This is a genomic window from Hyphomicrobiales bacterium (assembly GCA_016125495.1).
Lineage (GTDB): Bacteria > Pseudomonadota > Alphaproteobacteria > Rhizobiales > RI-29 > RI-29.
Map to the genome: position 1 here is coordinate 23,871 of WGLQ01000012.1, position 15,913 is coordinate 39,783.

Below are 15,913 nucleotides of genomic sequence, written 5' to 3' on the forward strand. Positions count from 1 at the left end.
GGAAATCATAGCGCGTCGCCCCCCGCCTGCACATATTCGATCTGATGAGGGGGCACGGGCGCCCGGGCAGCGGCGGCGCGGTCGAGAGTGGATCGGCGCGGCGCTCGTTGGCCAAGCGGTGGGAACATGCTTAGGGTGGCCGTCGCGCGATGGGGCGCGATCGACGAGGCGGATCGACAAGGCGGGTTGAGCGAATGAGCGCTGGTTTGACGAAGGATGCGGTGATCGCGGCGTTGCGGCGCATCAAGGGCCCCGACCTCGAGGGCAATCTCATCGATCTCGGCCTCGTGTCCGAGATCGTGATCGCCAACGGCAAGGTCTATTTCGCGATCACGGTGGACCCGGAGCGAGCCGAGGAGTTGGATGCTCTTCGTGAGGCGGCCGAAAAGGTCGTGGCACAGATTCCGGGCGTCGAGACCGTGAACGCGGTTTTGACCGCCGAGCGCGCGCAGGGTGCGGCGAGCCCGCCTCCACGCCGGCCGGCCTCTGCCCCGGCAGCGCCCGCTGCACCGGCGAGGGGCTCGGCGCCCGCTTCCGGTGGACAGCAGGCAGCGCGCGCTGGCGTTCCGGGCGTGCGCCACATCATCGCGGTCGCCTCCGGCAAGGGCGGTGTCGGCAAATCGACCACGTCGGTCAACCTCGCTCTGGCGCTCAAGGCGAACGGTCTTTCGGTCGGCATCCTCGATGCCGACATCTACGGTCCGTCCATGCCGCGCCTCCTCGGCATCAGCGGCCGGCCCCAGGCGGCAGGCGGCAATCTGCTGCGCCCGCTCGAGGGCTATGGCGTCAAGGTGATGTCGATCGGCTTCCTGGTGGACGAGGCAACGCCGGTGATCTGGCGCGGCCCCATGGTCATGTCGGCGCTGACGCAGATGCTGCGCGAGGTGCTGTGGGGTGAACTCGATGTCATCGTCGTCGACATGCCGCCCGGCACGGGCGATGCGCAATTGACCATGGCCCAGCAGGTGCCCTTGTCCGGCGCCGTGATCGTCTCGACGCCGCAGGATCTCGCCCTCATCGACGCCCGCAAGGGACTTGCCATGTTCCGGCAGGTCGACGTGCCGGTGCTCGGGATCATCGAGAACATGAGTTACTTCCTTTGCCCGAGCTGCGGCGAGCGCGCCGAGATCTTCGGGCACGGGGGCGCCCGCCTCGAGGCGACCAAGCTCGGCGTTCCGTTCCTCGGCGAGATCCCGCTGCACATGGAAATCCGCGCCAAGTCCGACAGCGGCCAGCCCGTCGCCGCCGTCGCTCCCGACAGCCCCCATGCTCGAATCTATCGCGAGATCGCGGCCAAGGTCTGGGCATCCCTTTCGGGGGGTGAGGGCGCCGGCGGCCGCAAGGCGGCTCCGCGCATCGTCATCGAGTGAGGCACGGCGAACGGGCCGGTCGACCGGTCCGGACCACGAACGAGCGACTGGAGTTCCGCCATGACCGCCGACGACATCTGGCCGACAGAGCTTCGCCTCACCAGCGACAAGGCGCGCCTCGTCGTCGCCTTCGACAATGGCGAGAGCTACGAGCTTTCTGCGGAATACCTCCGCGTCATGAGCCCGAGCGCGGAAGTCCAGGGCCACGGCCGCGATCAGCGTGTCACCGTACCCGGCAAGCGCGGTGTCCGGATCGCCGGGCTCGAGCCGGTCGGCAACTACGCCGTGCGGATCAACTTCGACGATCGCCACTCGACCGGCCTCTATGCCTGGAAGTATCTGCGCGCGCTCGGTCGTGAGCATGCGACGCGCTGGGCCGAGTATCTGGCCGAGCTCGAGGAGAAGGGCCTCGGGCGGGACTGAAAACCGAACGACCTGGCGCTGGTGCCCTGCTCGCGCCTCCCCGCGGCCGGCGCCGTTTTTGCATTCTCCTCTCCGGTCCGCTAGCATGCCGACCTAGGCCCTGAGCAGCATAGGGAGAATGGCCATGCTCCGTCGCCCCTCCACGTTCATCCTCGCCGGTCTTGTGGCATGGCTTCTCGCGGTCCTGTCGCTCCTGCCTGTCCTGCCGCCGGCCGCTGCCGCCGACGCGACCCCCAAGTATTTCTCCATCGGCACCGCCGGCTCGGCCGGGGTCTACTTCGTCGCTGGCAATGCGATCTGCCGCATGGTCTCCGTGGAGGCAGGAGAGGGTCGCGACGATGCGCGAGGCCATGGTCTGCGCTGTTCTGCCCCCTCGACCGCCGGCTCCATATACAACCTCGAGAAACTGCGTGAAGGCAACCTCGACTTCGCGATCGTGCAGTCCGACTGGCAGTATCATGCGGCCAACGGCACGGACCTCTTCGAAGGTCGCCCGATCGACGGTCTGAGGGTCGTATTTTCCATCCATGCCGAGCCGTTCCAGATACTGGCCCGAGGCGACGCCGGTATTTCGTCCTGGTCCGATCTCGCTGGCCGTGCCGTCAACATCGGCAACCCGGAAAGCGGCCAGCAGGCGACGTTCCAGGCCCTGCTGTCGACCTATGGCGTCGGCAGGGAGTATTTCGGGCGCGTCTCCGAACTCGATTCGACCAAGCAGGCTGGCGCGCTCTGCCGCGGCGAGATCGATGCCTTCGCCTTCATCGTCGGCGTTCCCAACGCCAGTGTCGCCGAGGCCGCCGACGGGTGCGATGCCGTTTTCGTCCCTCTCGCGGACCGCGAGGTCCAGATCATGGTCGAGGAGAATCCCTTTTTCGATTTTCTCTCTATTCCTGCCGGGTCCTATGCGACCGTCGGTGCGGATGTTCCGACTTTCGGCGTCACTGCGACGCTCGTCACCCGCGTCGACGTTCCGGACGACGTCGTTTATGAACTGGTCCGTGCCGTATTCGAGAACTTCGACGACTTTCGCCGCGAGCACCCGGCGTTCCGCGCGCTCACCCGCAAGGAGATGGTGACGCGCGGCATCTCGGCGCGTTTTCATCCAGGTGCCTTGCGCTATTACACCGAGAACGGGTTCTTTTGACCGGCGCTGGCCGCCCTGGTTCGGGTCCGACCGCGGGAAGGCCAAGGCGACACTGTTTCGTAGTCGGGCCGAGGGCCAGGGTTTGGGATCCTGGCCGGGCATGCTAATTGCCATTCGGGCGCCCCATCCGCGTGATCGAGAAGCTTGACGCACACACCGAGGGGCTGTCCACGTCGGCGGACGGACATCGCAGTCGAGCGGCCCGATCATGACAGACGCATATCGGCTGGAAGCGGCAGGCAGCGCGCCCGGCACGACCGCCGGCGAGGAGAACGGTGCTGCCGTCGATGCCGCCGCGCGCACCGCCGAGACCGGGCAGCCGACGGTCCGGTCCAGCGATCGGTTCGAGGCAGCGCGTTCGGTTGCGGACCGGGTCCTCGATCGATTGGCCGTGCGCGGTTGGCTGCTCGCCGTTGCTGTGGCCGTGATCGTGCTGCTCGGCGTCAGATCCGGTCTTCCGGCGGGCGAAGTGGTCGTGGCGGTGGCCGTGGTATTGCTCGTCGCGTTGGTTCTGCCGCGCCACGGGTTGCCGCGCGAGAGCCCACTCGGAGCCGCCCGTGCCGCCCGAAGCCGCCACGGCATCCCGCTGCGCCAATGGGAGCACGTTCTCGCCGCGCTTCCGGACGCGGCAGTGCTGGTTTCCCAATACGGTTCGGTGCTCGCCGCCAATGGTTCGGCGCGCGACCTCATCGCCAATCTCGAAGCCGGAACGGACATCTCGGCGCTCATCCGTGACCCCGATTTCCTCGATGCGATCGAGGAGGTTCAATCCGGCGGAGGTCCGCTGACCGTGCGCTATACCGAGCGCGTCCCGGTCGAACGCTTCCTGACGGCGACCGTTTCCCGGCTCGACCGCTCGAGCGGCCAAGCGGCTCAGCCCGACCTCCTCGTCACGTTCCGCGACGTCTCCGAGCAGCATCGCCTCGAGCGCATGCGGGCCGACTTCGTCTCTTATGCCAGCCACGAATTGCGCACGCCGTTGGCATCGCTTCTCGGCTTCATCGAGACCCTGCGCGGGCGGGCGCGCGACGATGCGGCGGCCCGCGAGCGCTTCCTCGAGATCATGGCGGCCGAGGGCGCTCGGATGTCGCGACTCATCGACGATCTGCTCTCGCTCAGTCGCATCGAGATGAAGGCCCATTTGCCGCCGCGCGATCGCGTGGAACTGGCCGACGTCGCGCGCCACGTGCACGAGACGATGCTGCCGCTTGCCGACGATCGATCCATGACGCTCGAACTCGAACTGGATGCTGACGGCGAGGATACCGAGGTTCGTGGCGAGCGCGATGATCTCGTGCAGGTGCTCCAGAACCTCGTCCAGAACGCGATCAAGTACGGCAACGAGCAAGGTCACGTCGCCATTCGGTTGCGGCTCGAGGGCCGTGGCTCGCGGACCCCTATTGTCGTCGTCGACGTGGTCGATGACGGTCCCGGAATCGCCGCCCATCATCTGCCGCGCCTGACCGAGCGCTTCTACCGGGTCGAGTCCGACGGCCGCTCGCGCCCCGGCGGCACGGGCCTCGGCCTCGCCATCGTCAAGCACATCCTCAATCGCCACCGTGGTGAGATTTCGATTCTGTCCACGCCTGGCCGTGGCTCGACGTTCAGCGTCCGGCTGCCTGCTCTCAACAAATCGCGATGAATGAATTTATTGAAACAAAAACAATGGCTTGAAATGTCACACGCCAGTATTGCCGTTCGTCTAGAAGCCTCCTGAGCCTAGGGCTCGGCGGGCGGCTGGAGGTCGCGGCCCGTCACGAACCCCGAATTCGAGGGAGAGCAGAAGTGAAGAGGTTGGTTGCCCTGACGGCAGCCGCGGTCGTCGTCGGCTTCGCCGGCACGGCTTCGGCTCGTGAGATCAAGATCGTCGGTTCCTCGACGGTTTTCCCCTACACCCAGGCGGTCGCCGAGGAATTCGCCAACAAGGGCGGCACGGCGCCGACGGTCGAGTCGACCGGCACTGGCGGCGGCATGAAGGTCTTCTGCGGCGGCATCGGCGAGCAGCATCCCGACATCACCGGCGCTTCGCGCGCGATGAAGAAGTCGGAGTACGAACTCTGCACGGCGAACGGCGTCACCGACATCACCGAAGTGCTGCTCGGCTACGACGGCCTGTCCATCGCCAACTCGCGCAAGGGACCGCTGTTCAACCTGACGAAGGCGCAGATCTACCTCGCGCTGGCCGCGCAGGTTCCGGTCGATGGCGCTCTTGCCGCGAACCCCTACAAGAAGTGGTCCGAGATCGACGCCTCGCTTCCCGACATGCCGATCGTCGCCTACGGCCCGCCCCCGACGTCGGGCACCCGTGATGCGTTCGTCGAGCTGGCGATGAACGAGGGCTGCGAGGAACTCGAGTTCTTCAAGGCGCTGAAGGCCGCCGACAAGAAGGCCTTCGGCAACGTCCTCAAGACCACCTGCTCCGAGATGCGCCAGGACGGCCCGTTCATCGAGGCTGGTGAGAACGACAATCTGATCGTCCAGCGCCTCGACGCCGATGCCAATGCGGTCGGCATCTTCGGCTACTCGTTCCTCTTCGAGAATCAGGACAAGCTCCAGGGCCTGACGGTCGCTGGCGTGGCTCCCTCGAGCGAGACGATCGCCGATGGCTCCTACGGCATCGCGCGCCCGCTCTACTTCTATGTGAAGAACGCGCACCGCAGCGTGATCAAGGGCATGAACGAGTTCATCACCGAGTATGTCTCCGAGGAGGCGATGGGCCCGGGCGGCTACCTCTCCGAGCGCGGTCTGGTCGTCCTTGCCGACGACGTCCGCAAGAAGGTGCAGGATGGCGCCACGTCGTCCATGAACATGCCGGCCCCGACGAAGTAACGGGTAGGCTGCAGCAAGCCCCACCCCTGGTGTGGGTCGACGAAACGGGCCACCGGGCGTCAGCGACGATGCCCGGTGGCGGTTGGTTCGCCGAGCGAGCCAACCCGGGCGCTGAACCCTCGGCCGCCCATGGCCATCGAGGGGAAGGCCTGCAAGACGTGCCTGAGCATTGAACCGTCCGCCTCGGCACGATCGCGATAGCGGAACGGAGCCACGCGGTGGTGGCAGGGAGGCAAGTTCACAGCGATGACATCATTCCTCGTACTTGCGCTTCTGCTGATCACGATAGCGGCGTACGTCACCGGCTTGCAGGTTGCAAAGGGCTTCAAGGTCGGCGCCGGCCAGCAGCATTCCCTCGCCGGCTACCACGGCGCCTACATGGCCTCTTGGGCGGCGATCCCGTCCTTTCTCTTGGTGCTGGTCTGGTTGCTTTTCCAGGGCTCGGTGGTCGACCGGCTGCTTCTGGCGAGCCTGCCCTCCGAGATGGTCGACGGCCAGTCACAAGGCCAGGTCGCCTTGGTGCTGAGCGAGATCAAGTCGGTCGCCAAGGGCAACATCTTCGGCACGCCGAGCGATGCGGTGATCGAAGCTGCTGATCGCTACAACGCCTGGCAGCAGATCGCGAGCTGGGCCATGGCGGTCATCGCGCTGGTGCTCGCGGTCGCCGGGCTCGCCTTCGCCCGCACGCACCTTGCGCCTCGGTTTCGCGCGCGCAACCACTTCGAGCGCATCGTCAGCGGCTTCATGATCGTCTGCTCGCTCATCGCGATCCTGACGACGCTCGGCATCGTCGTCTCCCTTCTCTACGAGAGCATCCGTTTCTTCTCCATCATCCCGCTGCACGAGTTCCTGTTCGGCGCGAAATGGGAACCGCAGATCGCGATGCGCGCGGACCAGGCGTCCGCCGGCGGCGCGTTCGGTGCCATCCCGGTCTTCACGGGCACACTGTTGATCGCGGTCATCGCCATGCTGGTTGCGACGCCGATCGGTCTCTATGCCGCGATCTACCTCAGTGAGTACGCGCCCCGCAGGGTCCGCTCCACCGTCAAGCCGCTCCTCGAGATCCTCGCCGGCATCCCGACGGTCGTCTACGGGTTCTTCGCCGTGCTCACCGTCGCACCCGCCATGCGGAGCCTCGGCGAGGCACTCGGCTTTTCCATTGCGCCCAACAGCGCCCTCGCGGCCGGTGCCGTCATGGGGATCATGCTGATCCCGTTCATTTCCTCTCTTTCGGACGACGCCATCAGCGCGGTGCCTCAGTCGCTGCGCGACGGCTCCTACGGCCTCGGTGCCACGAGAGGCGAGACGATCACCCAGGTTCTCCTGCCGGCCGCCCTTCCCGGCATCATGGGTGGCATCCTGCTCGCTCTGAGCCGTGCCATCGGCGAGACGATGATCGTGGTCATGGCCGCCGGCATCATCGCAGCCCTGACGCTCAATCCCTTCGAACCGGTGACGACCGTGACGGTGCAGATCGTCACATTGCTGATCGGCGACACCGAGTTCGACAATCCCAAGACGCTCGCCGCATTCGCGCTCGGCCTCGTGCTGTTCCTCGTCACGCTGGCGCTCAACGTCCTGGCACTGCACATCGTGCGGAAATATCGAGAGCAATATGACTGATACCACCGCATCATCGACGCACGACTGGGCATCTCCTGCCGCGCGCCGCCGCGTTCGTCGCCGCTACGGGGCCGACCGCCGCCTCCAGGCTCTCGGCATCGGCGCGATATTGATCTCCCTCGGCCTCCTGGTGACGTTGTTTTCGTCGCTCCTGTGGACCGGCTATGCCGCCTTCACGACGACGAAGGTGCAGCTCGAGATTTTCCTCGATCCCGCCAAGATCGATGCCAAGGACCCCGCCAAGGCCAACTACCGCAACATCGTCCGCGACGCGTTCCTGCAACATTTCCCCGATGTTCCGAAGGCCGAGCAAAGAAGCCTAATCAAGATTCTGATTTCGGGCGCCCAGTACATCGTCAGGGATTTCGCGGTCGCCAATCCGGACCGTATCGGCCAGAACGTCAGGATCAACATCCCGGTCTCCGACCCCTTCGATCAATTGCACAAGAGGATCATCCCCGAGCGTATCGAGGCTCTCGGCGGCGATCGCATCGTGCTCTACGAGAGCCTGCGGCGGAGGGGCGTGCTCTCCGTGGTCGATGGGCGCGGCGTCGTCACCATCGACGCCTTCGTCGATCCGGCATCCATCGATCGCGCGAATCCGGCCTCCGGCGGCTACGAGAAAATGGTCCGCGAGGGGTTCCGGACCTATTTCCTCGGCAACCCGACGGCGGTGTACTGGGAGATGATTCCCGCCAAGGCCGGCGACACGCTCCGTGACCTCGTCGTCGCCGATCCATCGGTGATCGGCCGCACGATCCGCGTGAACATTCCGCTCTCCGAGCATTACGACGCGCTCTTGCGCACCGGCGAGGCGACAATCCTCAACCCCCGCTTCTCCTCCGAGCGCGAGATCGAATGGTTCCGCTCGCTGGCGAGCCGCGACCTGATCGCGACGCCTTTCACCAGCGAACTCTTTTTCAACGCCGACAGCCGGTTCCCGGAATTGGCCGGTCTCGCCGGCGCGCTCACGGGCTCGTTCCTGACCCTGCTGGTCTGCTTCCTCCTCAGCTTCCCGATCGGCATCGCGGCGGCGATCTATCTCGAGGAATTCGCGCCAAAGAGCCGCATGACGGACCTGATCGAGGTCAACATCAACAACCTTGCGGCGGTCCCCTCGGTCGTTTTCGGTCTGCTCGGGCTCGCCGTTTTCATCGGCTGGTTCGGCCTGCCGCGATCCGCGCCGATCGTCGGCGGCATGGTGCTCGCCCTCATGACGCTGCCGACCATCATCGTGGCGACGCGTGCCGCCCTCAAAGCGGTTCCCCCCTCGATCCGCGAGGCGGCCCTCGGCGTCGGGGCTTCCAAGCATCAGGTGATGTTCCACCACGTCCTGCCGCTCGCCATGCCCGGCATCCTGACGGGCACCATCATCGGTCTCGCCCAGGCTCTCGGCGAAACGGCGCCCCTTCTGCTCATCGGCATGAACGCCTTCATACCGAGCATCGAGAACATGGGCGTGCTCGATCCGGCCATGGCGCTGCCGACGCAGATTTATTCCTGGGCCGACAGCCCCGAGCGCGGCTTCGTCAGCCGCACCTCGGCGGCGATCCTCGTGCTGCTCGGCTTCCTGGTGGTGATGAACGCGATAGCCGTCTGGCTCCGCAGCCGCCTCGAGCGCACGTGGTAGTCCGGCGGTCGCCGGTGGTTGCAGGAATTGCTAGGATCGATTGGATTGGAGAGCTGGGATGGATGTGCAGATGGCGACTTCGGTGAAGGCTGAAAGGCATCCGCGGGCGAGCATGGCGCGGCCGGCCGTCGCCAACACGAAGGTTTCCGGCAGCAACGTCAGCGTCTTCTACGGCGAAAAGCAGGCGCTTTTCGACGTTTCACTCGACATCCCGGCGAACGCGGTCACCGCATTGATCGGTCCCTCGGGTTGCGGCAAGTCGACGTTCCTTCGCTGCATCAACCGGATGAACGATGTCATCCCGATCGCCCGGGTGACCGGCGAGATCACCATCGACGGGCGCAGCATCAACGATCCGGATCTGGACGTGGTGGAACTGCGTGCCCGAGTCGGCATGGTGTTCCAGAAGCCCAATCCGTTCCCCAAGTCGATCTTCGACAACGTCGCCTACGGTCCGCGGATCCATGGCCTTGCCGCGAACAAGGCCGAACTCGAGGAGATCGTGGTCTCGAGCCTCGAGCGCGCCGGCCTTTTCGACGAGGTCAAGGACCGTCTCTATGAACCCGGCACCGGGCTCTCCGGCGGCCAGCAGCAGCGCCTCTGCATCGCCCGCGCCATCGCCACGCGGCCCGAGATCATCCTGATGGACGAGCCCTGTTCCGCGCTCGATCCGATCGCCACCGCCAAGGTCGAGGAGCTCATGGACGAGCTTCGGGAAAATTATACGATCGTCATCGTCACGCACTCGATGCAGCAGGCCGCCCGCGTCTCCCAGAGGACCGCGTTTTTCTTCCGCGGTTACCTGATCGAGGAGGGCGACACCACGCAGATTTTCACGAATCCGCGGGACAGCAAGACGCAGGACTACATCACCGGCCGCTTCGGTTGAGGTCCGCTGTCTGCGGCGCCCCGCCGCAGGTGCCGTTTTTCGTTCCCTGGACCCGTGCCAATGCCCGGACCTCGCGCCGACGCGCGCAACGTGGAGGGTCGCCTGACATGGACCATACAGTCCGCGCCTATACCGACGAGTTGAACAAGCTCGACCATCGCATCGCCAAGATGGGCGGCCTCGCCGAGATGCTGCTGGCCAATTCCTTCGAGGCGCTCGAAAAGCGCGACGCCGTTCTTGCGCAATCGGTCATCGACCGCGACGTCGCGCTCGATGCGGGTGAGCAGGAGGTCGAGGAGCAGGTCATCACCCTGATCGCCCGTCGCCAGCCGCTGGCGGTCGACCTTCGCCACGTCATGTGTGCGCTGAAGGTCGCGGCCGAACTGGAGCGCATCGGCGACCTCTCCAAGAACGTCGCCAAGCGTGCCATCGCGGTGGCCAGCGAGAGCCATCCCAAGGCTCTGATTTCCGGCCTCAGGCACATGAACGAACTCGCCCAGGTGCAGCTGAAGAACGTGCTCGACGCCTATGCGCAGCGCGATCTGGAAAGGGCCCGCATCGTCTGGCAGCGCGACGCCGACATCGACCTCACATTCAACTCCGTCTTCCGCGAGCTACTGACCTACATGATGGAGGACCCGCGCAACATCGGGCTCTGCACGCACCTCCTGTTCGGGGCCAAGAACCTCGAGCGCGTCGGCGACCACTGCACGAACATCGCCGAGATGGTGCACTTCATGGTGAGCGGTACGATGCTCCCGGATGGCCGGCCGAAGTCGGACCGTACCAGCAGCACCTTGCTGCCGTCCGGCGAATGATGCCTGCGGGGATGGCGCGAGGGAGGACTGAACGATGAGCGCCAGGATCCTGGTTGTCGAGGACGACGTCTCGCTCGGCACCCTCATCCGCTACAATCTCGATGCGGAAGGTTATCCGGTCGAGGTGATCACCCGGGGTGACGAGGTCGAGACCATCATCGACGAGTATCGCCCCGATCTCATCGTGATGGATTGGATGCTTCCGGGGGTCTCCGGTCTCGAACTGTGCCGGCGAATTCGCGCCCGCAAGGAGACCGCCCATCTCCCCCTGCTCATGCTGACCGCCAAGGGCGAGGAGAGCGATCTCCTGCGCGGCTTCGAGACGGGAGTGGATGATTATATCGTCAAACCGTTTTCGATCCCCGAGCTGCTCGGGCGCATCAAGGCCATTCTTCGCCGCAGTGCGCCGAGCCGCATGGCCGACGAACTCGAGGTGGGGGACATCCGCCTCGACCGCGCCGGCCACAGGGTCTCGCGCAACGGCCGCGATATCCGCATGGGCCCGACCGAGTACCGACTCCTCGAGTTTTTCATGCAGAGCCCCGGCCGAGTGTTCACGCGCTCCCAGCTCCTCGACGGCGTCTGGGGCCGCGATGTCTACGTCGACGAGCGCACCGTCGATGTGCACATCGGGCGCCTGCGCCGCGCTCTCATTCGCGGTAAGGAAAAGGACCCGATCCGCACCGTTCGCGGCGCCGGATACGCCTTCGGCGACAACAGTTGACGTAAGCCACAGCCGAAACGCGTCACCAGGGCGGCAAGCACCCTTGCTGCATGGAGCCCCAAGAGATTGAGGGCCGGCGCCACCCCCATGGCATCCGGCCCTCGCCCCGCTTCGTCCCCCGCTTCTTCCAGGCCCTCTCTGGAAACTCGTCTGCCGGTCTCCGCCCCCGGCCCCGCCGACGAACGTGCCGTCAGCTGGCGATTGCGACCTTTTCTTCACTGCGCTGCTCGCGCCTGCGCGCCTGCACCGGCTGGTAGGCGCGCCGCGCATGGAATTCGCAGTAAGGCAGCCCCGTGATCCGTTCGCGCCCGCAGAAGTGGAAGTCCTCGTGCGTCGGATCGCCGATCGGCCAGCGGCAGCAATGCTCGGTCAGCGTGGCGATCGATTTGCGCTCCTCGACGGGAATGACCAGTTCGTTGGGCACCTCGAACGATTGCGCCTCGTAGGCTCCCGCATTCTGCGAAAGCAGCTCACGCAGGCTTTCGCCGACCCCGCCGCCGCCGAGCCGCATCACACGGGCCCGCTTCGGGCGCGCCATCTTCTTGCGCGGCCGCACCGACTTGATCCGCGACGTCGTCGCGCGGCCGGAGAGGCCCAGTCTGTGCACCTTGCCGATGACGGCGTTTCGCGTGACATCGCCGATCCGGTGCGCGATCTGGCTTGCACTAAGTCCCTCGCCCCAAAGGCGTTTCAGTTCCTCGACACGTTCCGTGGTCCAGGCCATTGGTTATCGGCTCCTCTCGAATCCACGTCCGTTCGCCGCGTTGGGCGAACACCACCCCGTTGACCTGGTTTCTTCGCCACAGGGACACGCGAAAATGTCCGAGAAGCGAGCAAACCGGGCCCGTTCAACTCTTGACGCAACTGGAGGGAACAACACCGGCCCGACGGAAGAAGAAAACCGGATGCCATGAATACGCGACATCTCGTGGCCAGCGAGGCGTAAGCTACTAGATCGCCGGTTGGCAGCGCAAGCGTCGCCTGCCCCTGATTCGCTGCCCCGGACCAAGCCGTTGCCGCAGCGCAACGTCGCGGCAGGATCATCCACAATTGGACTTGACGCGCGTCATGTCTCGGAAATCCGGGCCTCCGAGGCGCCCTGTTTGACTTTTCGCGGGTCGAAAGCTACGAAATCTTCAAGCGCCGCCGCACTGCCGGCGGCGTTTCCCTTTTTACGCTCCACATCTTTCTATGGGTCTACAACTCGTCAGGTTCCGCCATGTCCGCCGTTCTGCCGACCTACTCCCGCTATGCCCTCGAGGTCTCTCACGGCGAGGGGGTCACGCTGGTCGCGACCAGTGGCGAGCGCTACCTGGATTTCGCTGGCGGTATCGCGGTCAACGTGCTCGGCCATGCCCATCCGCGCCTCGTGGCCGCGCTGACCGAGCAAGCGGGCCGGCTGTGGCACACGTCCAACCTCTATCGCATCCCCGGCCAGGAGCGTCTCGCCGAGCGGCTCTGCGCCGCCAGCTTCGCCGATCTGGCGTTCTTCACGAACTCCGGCGCCGAGGCGATCGAGTGCTCGCTGAAGATGGCGCGGCGTTATCATCATGTCTCGGGCGCGCCGGAGCGCTACCGCATCGTCACCTTCGAGGGCTCGTTCCACGGCCGCACGCTCGCCACCATCGCGGCCGCCAAGCAGAAGAAACTGGTCGACGGTTTTGGCCCGATGATGGACGGGTTCGATCAGGTGCCCTTCGGTGACCTCGCGGCCCTGGAGGCGGCGATCGGGCCTGAGACGGCTGGCATTCTGATCGAGCCCATCCAGGGCGAGGGCGGGATCCGCGTCGTCCCGGCGGCCGACCTTGCGGCCATGCGCACGATCGCCGATCGCCACGGCGTGCTGCTTCTGCTCGACGAGGTCCAGTGCGGCATGGGCCGCACGGGCCGCCTCTTCGCGCACGAGTGGGCTGGCATCACGCCGGACATTCTGGCCTCCGCCAAGGGGATCGGTGGCGGCTTTCCGCTCGGTGCCTGCCTTGCGACCGCCGAGGCCGCCAAGGGCATGACCGCCGGCACCCACGGCTCGACCTATGGCGGCAACCCGCTCGCCATGGCGGTCGGCAACGCGGTACTCGATGTCCTCCTCGAACCCGGCTTCCTCGAGGAGGTCGTGCGCAAGGGCCAGTTCATGCGTCAGGGCCTGGCGGCTCTCGAGGACGCCTACGGCGACGTCATCGCCGAGGTGCGCGGTCAGGGCCTCATGCTGGGGTTGAAACTCCACGTTCCGAACGGGGAATTCATCGGCGCGATGCTCGGCGAGCACATTCTCGCGGTACCGGCCGGCGAGAACGTGGTCCGTCTGCTGCCACCGCTCATCGTCGGGGAGGACGAAATGCGCGAAGCGTTGGCTCGCATCGAACGCGCCTGCAAGGCGAGCCGCGCGGCGCGTGCGGCCACCCCGCCGGCGGCGGAGCAGGCAGCGAACGCGTGAAGGAACCCCGTCCTCGGGCTCGCGTGACCACGCGCCGCGAGCCTTGACCAAGCAGATCGGATTGCGATCGTGCCAACCGACATTCGTCATTTCCTCGATATCGATCACCTGACGAGCCGCGAGCTGCGTGCCCTGCTGGATAACGCGCATGCTCTCAAGAAGGCGGGTCGCGCCAGGCCGGCAGACCTGGTGCCGGCCGGCCTTTCGGGCGCGACGCTCGCCATGATCTTCGAGCGCCCCTCGACGCGCACGCGCGTCTCCTTCGACGTCGCAATGCGCCAGCTCGGTGGCGAGACCATCGTGCTGAGCCACGCCGAACTGCAGCTCGGTCGCGGCGAGACCGTCGCCGACACCGCCCGCGTCCTCTCGCGCTATGTCGACGCGATCATGCTGCGCACCGGCTCGCACGAAGCGTTGCTGGAACTGGCTCACGAGGCGTCCGTGCCGGTGATCAACGGCCTGACCAACCTCAGCCACCCGTGTCAGATCGTTGCCGACATCATGACGTTCGAGGAGCGGCTCGGCCCGATCACCGGGCGCAAGGTCGCCTGGATCGGCGATGCCAACAACGTGGCGGCCTCCTGGATCCATGCCGCCGGCCGGCTCGACTTCGAGCTTTGGGTCGCCGCGCCCGAGGCCTACCAGCCCGATGCCGAATTGATGGCGTGGGCGCGCGCCGAAGGCGCCGAGGTGATCGTCACCGAGGATGCCCGGGCTGCGGCCGCGGGCGCCGATTGCATCATCGCCGATACCTGGGTTTCCATGGGCGACGAGGACGCCGAGGAGCGCTTGCGTCTGCTCGCGCCGTTCCAGGTCAACGGCGAATTGATGGGTCTCGCCAGCAGCCGGGCCATTTTCCTGCACTGCCTGCCCGCCTATCGCGGCAAGGAGGTGACGGCCGACGTCCTCGACGGTCCGCAGTCGGCGGTCTTCGACGAGGCCGAGAACCGCCTGCACGGCCAGAAGGCGATCCTCGTCTATTGCCTCGGGGATCGCCGGTGACGGCGGCCGCTGACGGCGCTGCGACGCATCGTCCGCAAGGACCCGCGGACGACGACCTGGTGCTCCCGTTCCGCGCCATTGCCTCCGGCGTCAACGGGCGTCTGGTGCGGCTCGGCCCGCTCGTCGACGCCATCCTCGCCCGCCACGACTATCCCGAGCCCGTCGCCCGCCTGATGGGCGAGGCGCTGGCACTCGCATCGCTTCTCGGCACCGCCCTCAAGTTCGGCTCGCGGTTCACGCTGCAGACCCAGACCGACGGACCCGTCGGCTTCCTCGTCGTCGACTTCCAGGCGCCCGGCCAATTGCGCGGCTATGCGAGCTTCGATCGCGCTGCCGTCGAGCGCCTCGCGCAAGCCATTCCGGCCGAGGATCGCGAGCAACTCGACGGCGCGCTGCTCGGGCGCGGCCGGCTCGCCATGACCATCGATCCGGGACCCGGCCTCAATCAATACCAGGGCCTCGTCGCGGTCGAGGGCGGCGGTCTCGCGGCGATCGCCGACACTTATTTCCGCCAGTCCGAGCAGTTGCCGACCTTCATCCGCCTCGCGGTCTCGCGCATTCTGTTGCCGGCCGCCGCTGGATGGCGCTGGCGGGTCGGGGGCCTCATGGTCCAGCACATGCCGACCATCGGTGGCCAGGACGATCGCCCAGAAGAGGCACCGCCTGGCGAGGCCGGTGATGACGACGTCGAGCCCGGGATGCGCGGTGACCGCGACGAGAACTGGTCGCGCACACGCCTGCTCGCCGAGACCGTCGAGGACCACGAGCTGACCGATCCGATGCTCAGCCCGCAGGAGCTGCTCTATCGGCTGTTTCACGAGGAGGGCGTCCGGGTGTTCGAGAGCCGGCCGCTCGCGGACCACTGCCCCTGCACGCGCGACCGCATCGAGGTACTGCTCGCCAGCTTTCCCGCCGAACAGCTCTCCGACATGGTCAACGAGGACGGCCGCATCGAGGTGACGTGCCAGTTCTGCAGCCGCTCGTATCTGTTCGATCCCGCGCCCTGAACCGTCCAGCCGCGCCGCGC

14 protein-coding genes are annotated in these 15,913 nt (G+C 66.2%); 13 read left to right on the top strand and 1 reads right to left on the bottom strand.

The genetic code is table 11. The features are described from left to right. The first annotated feature begins 194 nt into the window (after positions 1–194). The 10 genes from GC150_10625 to phoB all read left to right on the top strand — a co-directional run bounded on the left by GC150_10625 (position 195) and on the right by phoB (position 11,450). Positions 195–1,370, top strand: a complete 1,176-nt coding sequence (locus GC150_10625) for a P-loop NTPase (GenBank protein ID MBI1385355.1) — start codon at positions 195–197, stop codon at positions 1,368–1,370. Positions 1,371–1,430: 60 nt separating this feature from the next. Further along, positions 1,431–1,793 carry a DUF971 domain-containing protein gene (locus tag GC150_10630; protein ID MBI1385356.1) on the top strand — a complete coding sequence of 121 codons (363 nt, stop codon included), beginning with the start codon at positions 1,431–1,433 and terminating at the stop codon, positions 1,791–1,793. 118 nt (positions 1,794–1,911) lie between these two features. Further along, positions 1,912–2,937 carry a TAXI family TRAP transporter solute-binding subunit gene (locus tag GC150_10635; protein ID MBI1385357.1) on the top strand — a complete coding sequence of 342 codons (1,026 nt, stop codon included), beginning with the start codon at positions 1,912–1,914 and terminating at the stop codon, positions 2,935–2,937. 208 nt (positions 2,938–3,145) lie between these two features. After that, the gene (locus GC150_10640) at positions 3,146–4,579 is read left to right on the top strand and encodes a two-component sensor histidine kinase (GenBank protein MBI1385358.1); all 1,434 of its coding nucleotides are present in this window, start codon (positions 3,146–3,148) and stop codon (positions 4,577–4,579) included. Between the two features lie 143 nt (positions 4,580–4,722). Beyond that, complete coding sequence (locus GC150_10645; GenBank protein ID MBI1385359.1) at positions 4,723–5,766, top strand: phosphate ABC transporter substrate-binding protein; 1,044 nt, start codon at positions 4,723–4,725, stop codon at positions 5,764–5,766. Between the two features lie 246 nt (positions 5,767–6,012). Next, positions 6,013–7,389, top strand: coding sequence for a phosphate ABC transporter permease subunit PstC (gene pstC, locus GC150_10650; GenBank protein ID MBI1385360.1), 1,377 nt, complete (start codon positions 6,013–6,015; stop codon positions 7,387–7,389). After that, positions 7,382–9,019, top strand: a complete 1,638-nt coding sequence (gene pstA / locus GC150_10655) for a phosphate ABC transporter permease PstA (protein ID MBI1385361.1) — start codon at positions 7,382–7,384, stop codon at positions 9,017–9,019. Before pstC ends, pstA begins: the two co-directional genes overlap by 8 nt. Before the next feature lie 70 nt (positions 9,020–9,089). Next, the gene (locus GC150_10660) at positions 9,090–9,908 is read left to right on the top strand and encodes a phosphate ABC transporter ATP-binding protein (GenBank protein MBI1385362.1); all 819 of its coding nucleotides are present in this window, start codon (positions 9,090–9,092) and stop codon (positions 9,906–9,908) included. Positions 9,909–10,015: 107 nt separating this feature from the next. Beyond that, on the top strand, positions 10,016–10,726 hold the full coding sequence (gene phoU, locus GC150_10665; GenBank protein MBI1385363.1) for a phosphate signaling complex protein PhoU: 711 nt from the start codon (positions 10,016–10,018) through the stop codon (positions 10,724–10,726). A 34-nt stretch (positions 10,727–10,760) separates the two neighbouring features. After that, positions 10,761–11,450, top strand: a complete 690-nt coding sequence (gene phoB, locus GC150_10670; protein ID MBI1385364.1) for a phosphate regulon transcriptional regulatory protein PhoB — start codon at positions 10,761–10,763, stop codon at positions 11,448–11,450. 190 nt (positions 11,451–11,640) lie between these two features. On the opposite strand, the gene GC150_10675 is transcribed toward phoB, so the two are convergent. Further along, complete coding sequence (locus GC150_10675) at positions 11,641–12,174, bottom strand: GcrA cell cycle regulator (GenBank protein MBI1385365.1); 534 nt, start codon at positions 12,172–12,174, stop codon at positions 11,641–11,643. Between the two features lie 495 nt (positions 12,175–12,669). Here GC150_10675 and GC150_10680 point away from each other — a divergent pair, with 495 nt between their 5' ends. The 3 genes from GC150_10680 (at position 12,670) to GC150_10690 (ending at position 15,893) form a co-directional block, all read left to right on the top strand. Continuing rightward, positions 12,670–13,884 carry an acetylornithine/succinylornithine family transaminase gene (locus GC150_10680; protein MBI1385366.1) on the top strand — a complete coding sequence of 405 codons (1,215 nt, stop codon included), beginning with the start codon at positions 12,670–12,672 and terminating at the stop codon, positions 13,882–13,884. Positions 13,885–13,953: 69 nt separating this feature from the next. Next, entirely contained in the window at positions 13,954–14,886 is a 933-nt protein-coding gene (gene argF / locus GC150_10685) for an ornithine carbamoyltransferase (GenBank protein ID MBI1385367.1), read from the top strand. Beyond that, a complete protein-coding gene (locus tag GC150_10690) occupies positions 14,883–15,893 on the top strand; it encodes an Hsp33 family molecular chaperone (GenBank protein MBI1385368.1) in 1,011 nt (336 codons plus the stop codon). The genes argF and GC150_10690 overlap by 4 nt, the downstream gene beginning before the upstream one ends. The last annotated feature ends 20 nt before the right edge of the window (positions 15,894–15,913 follow it).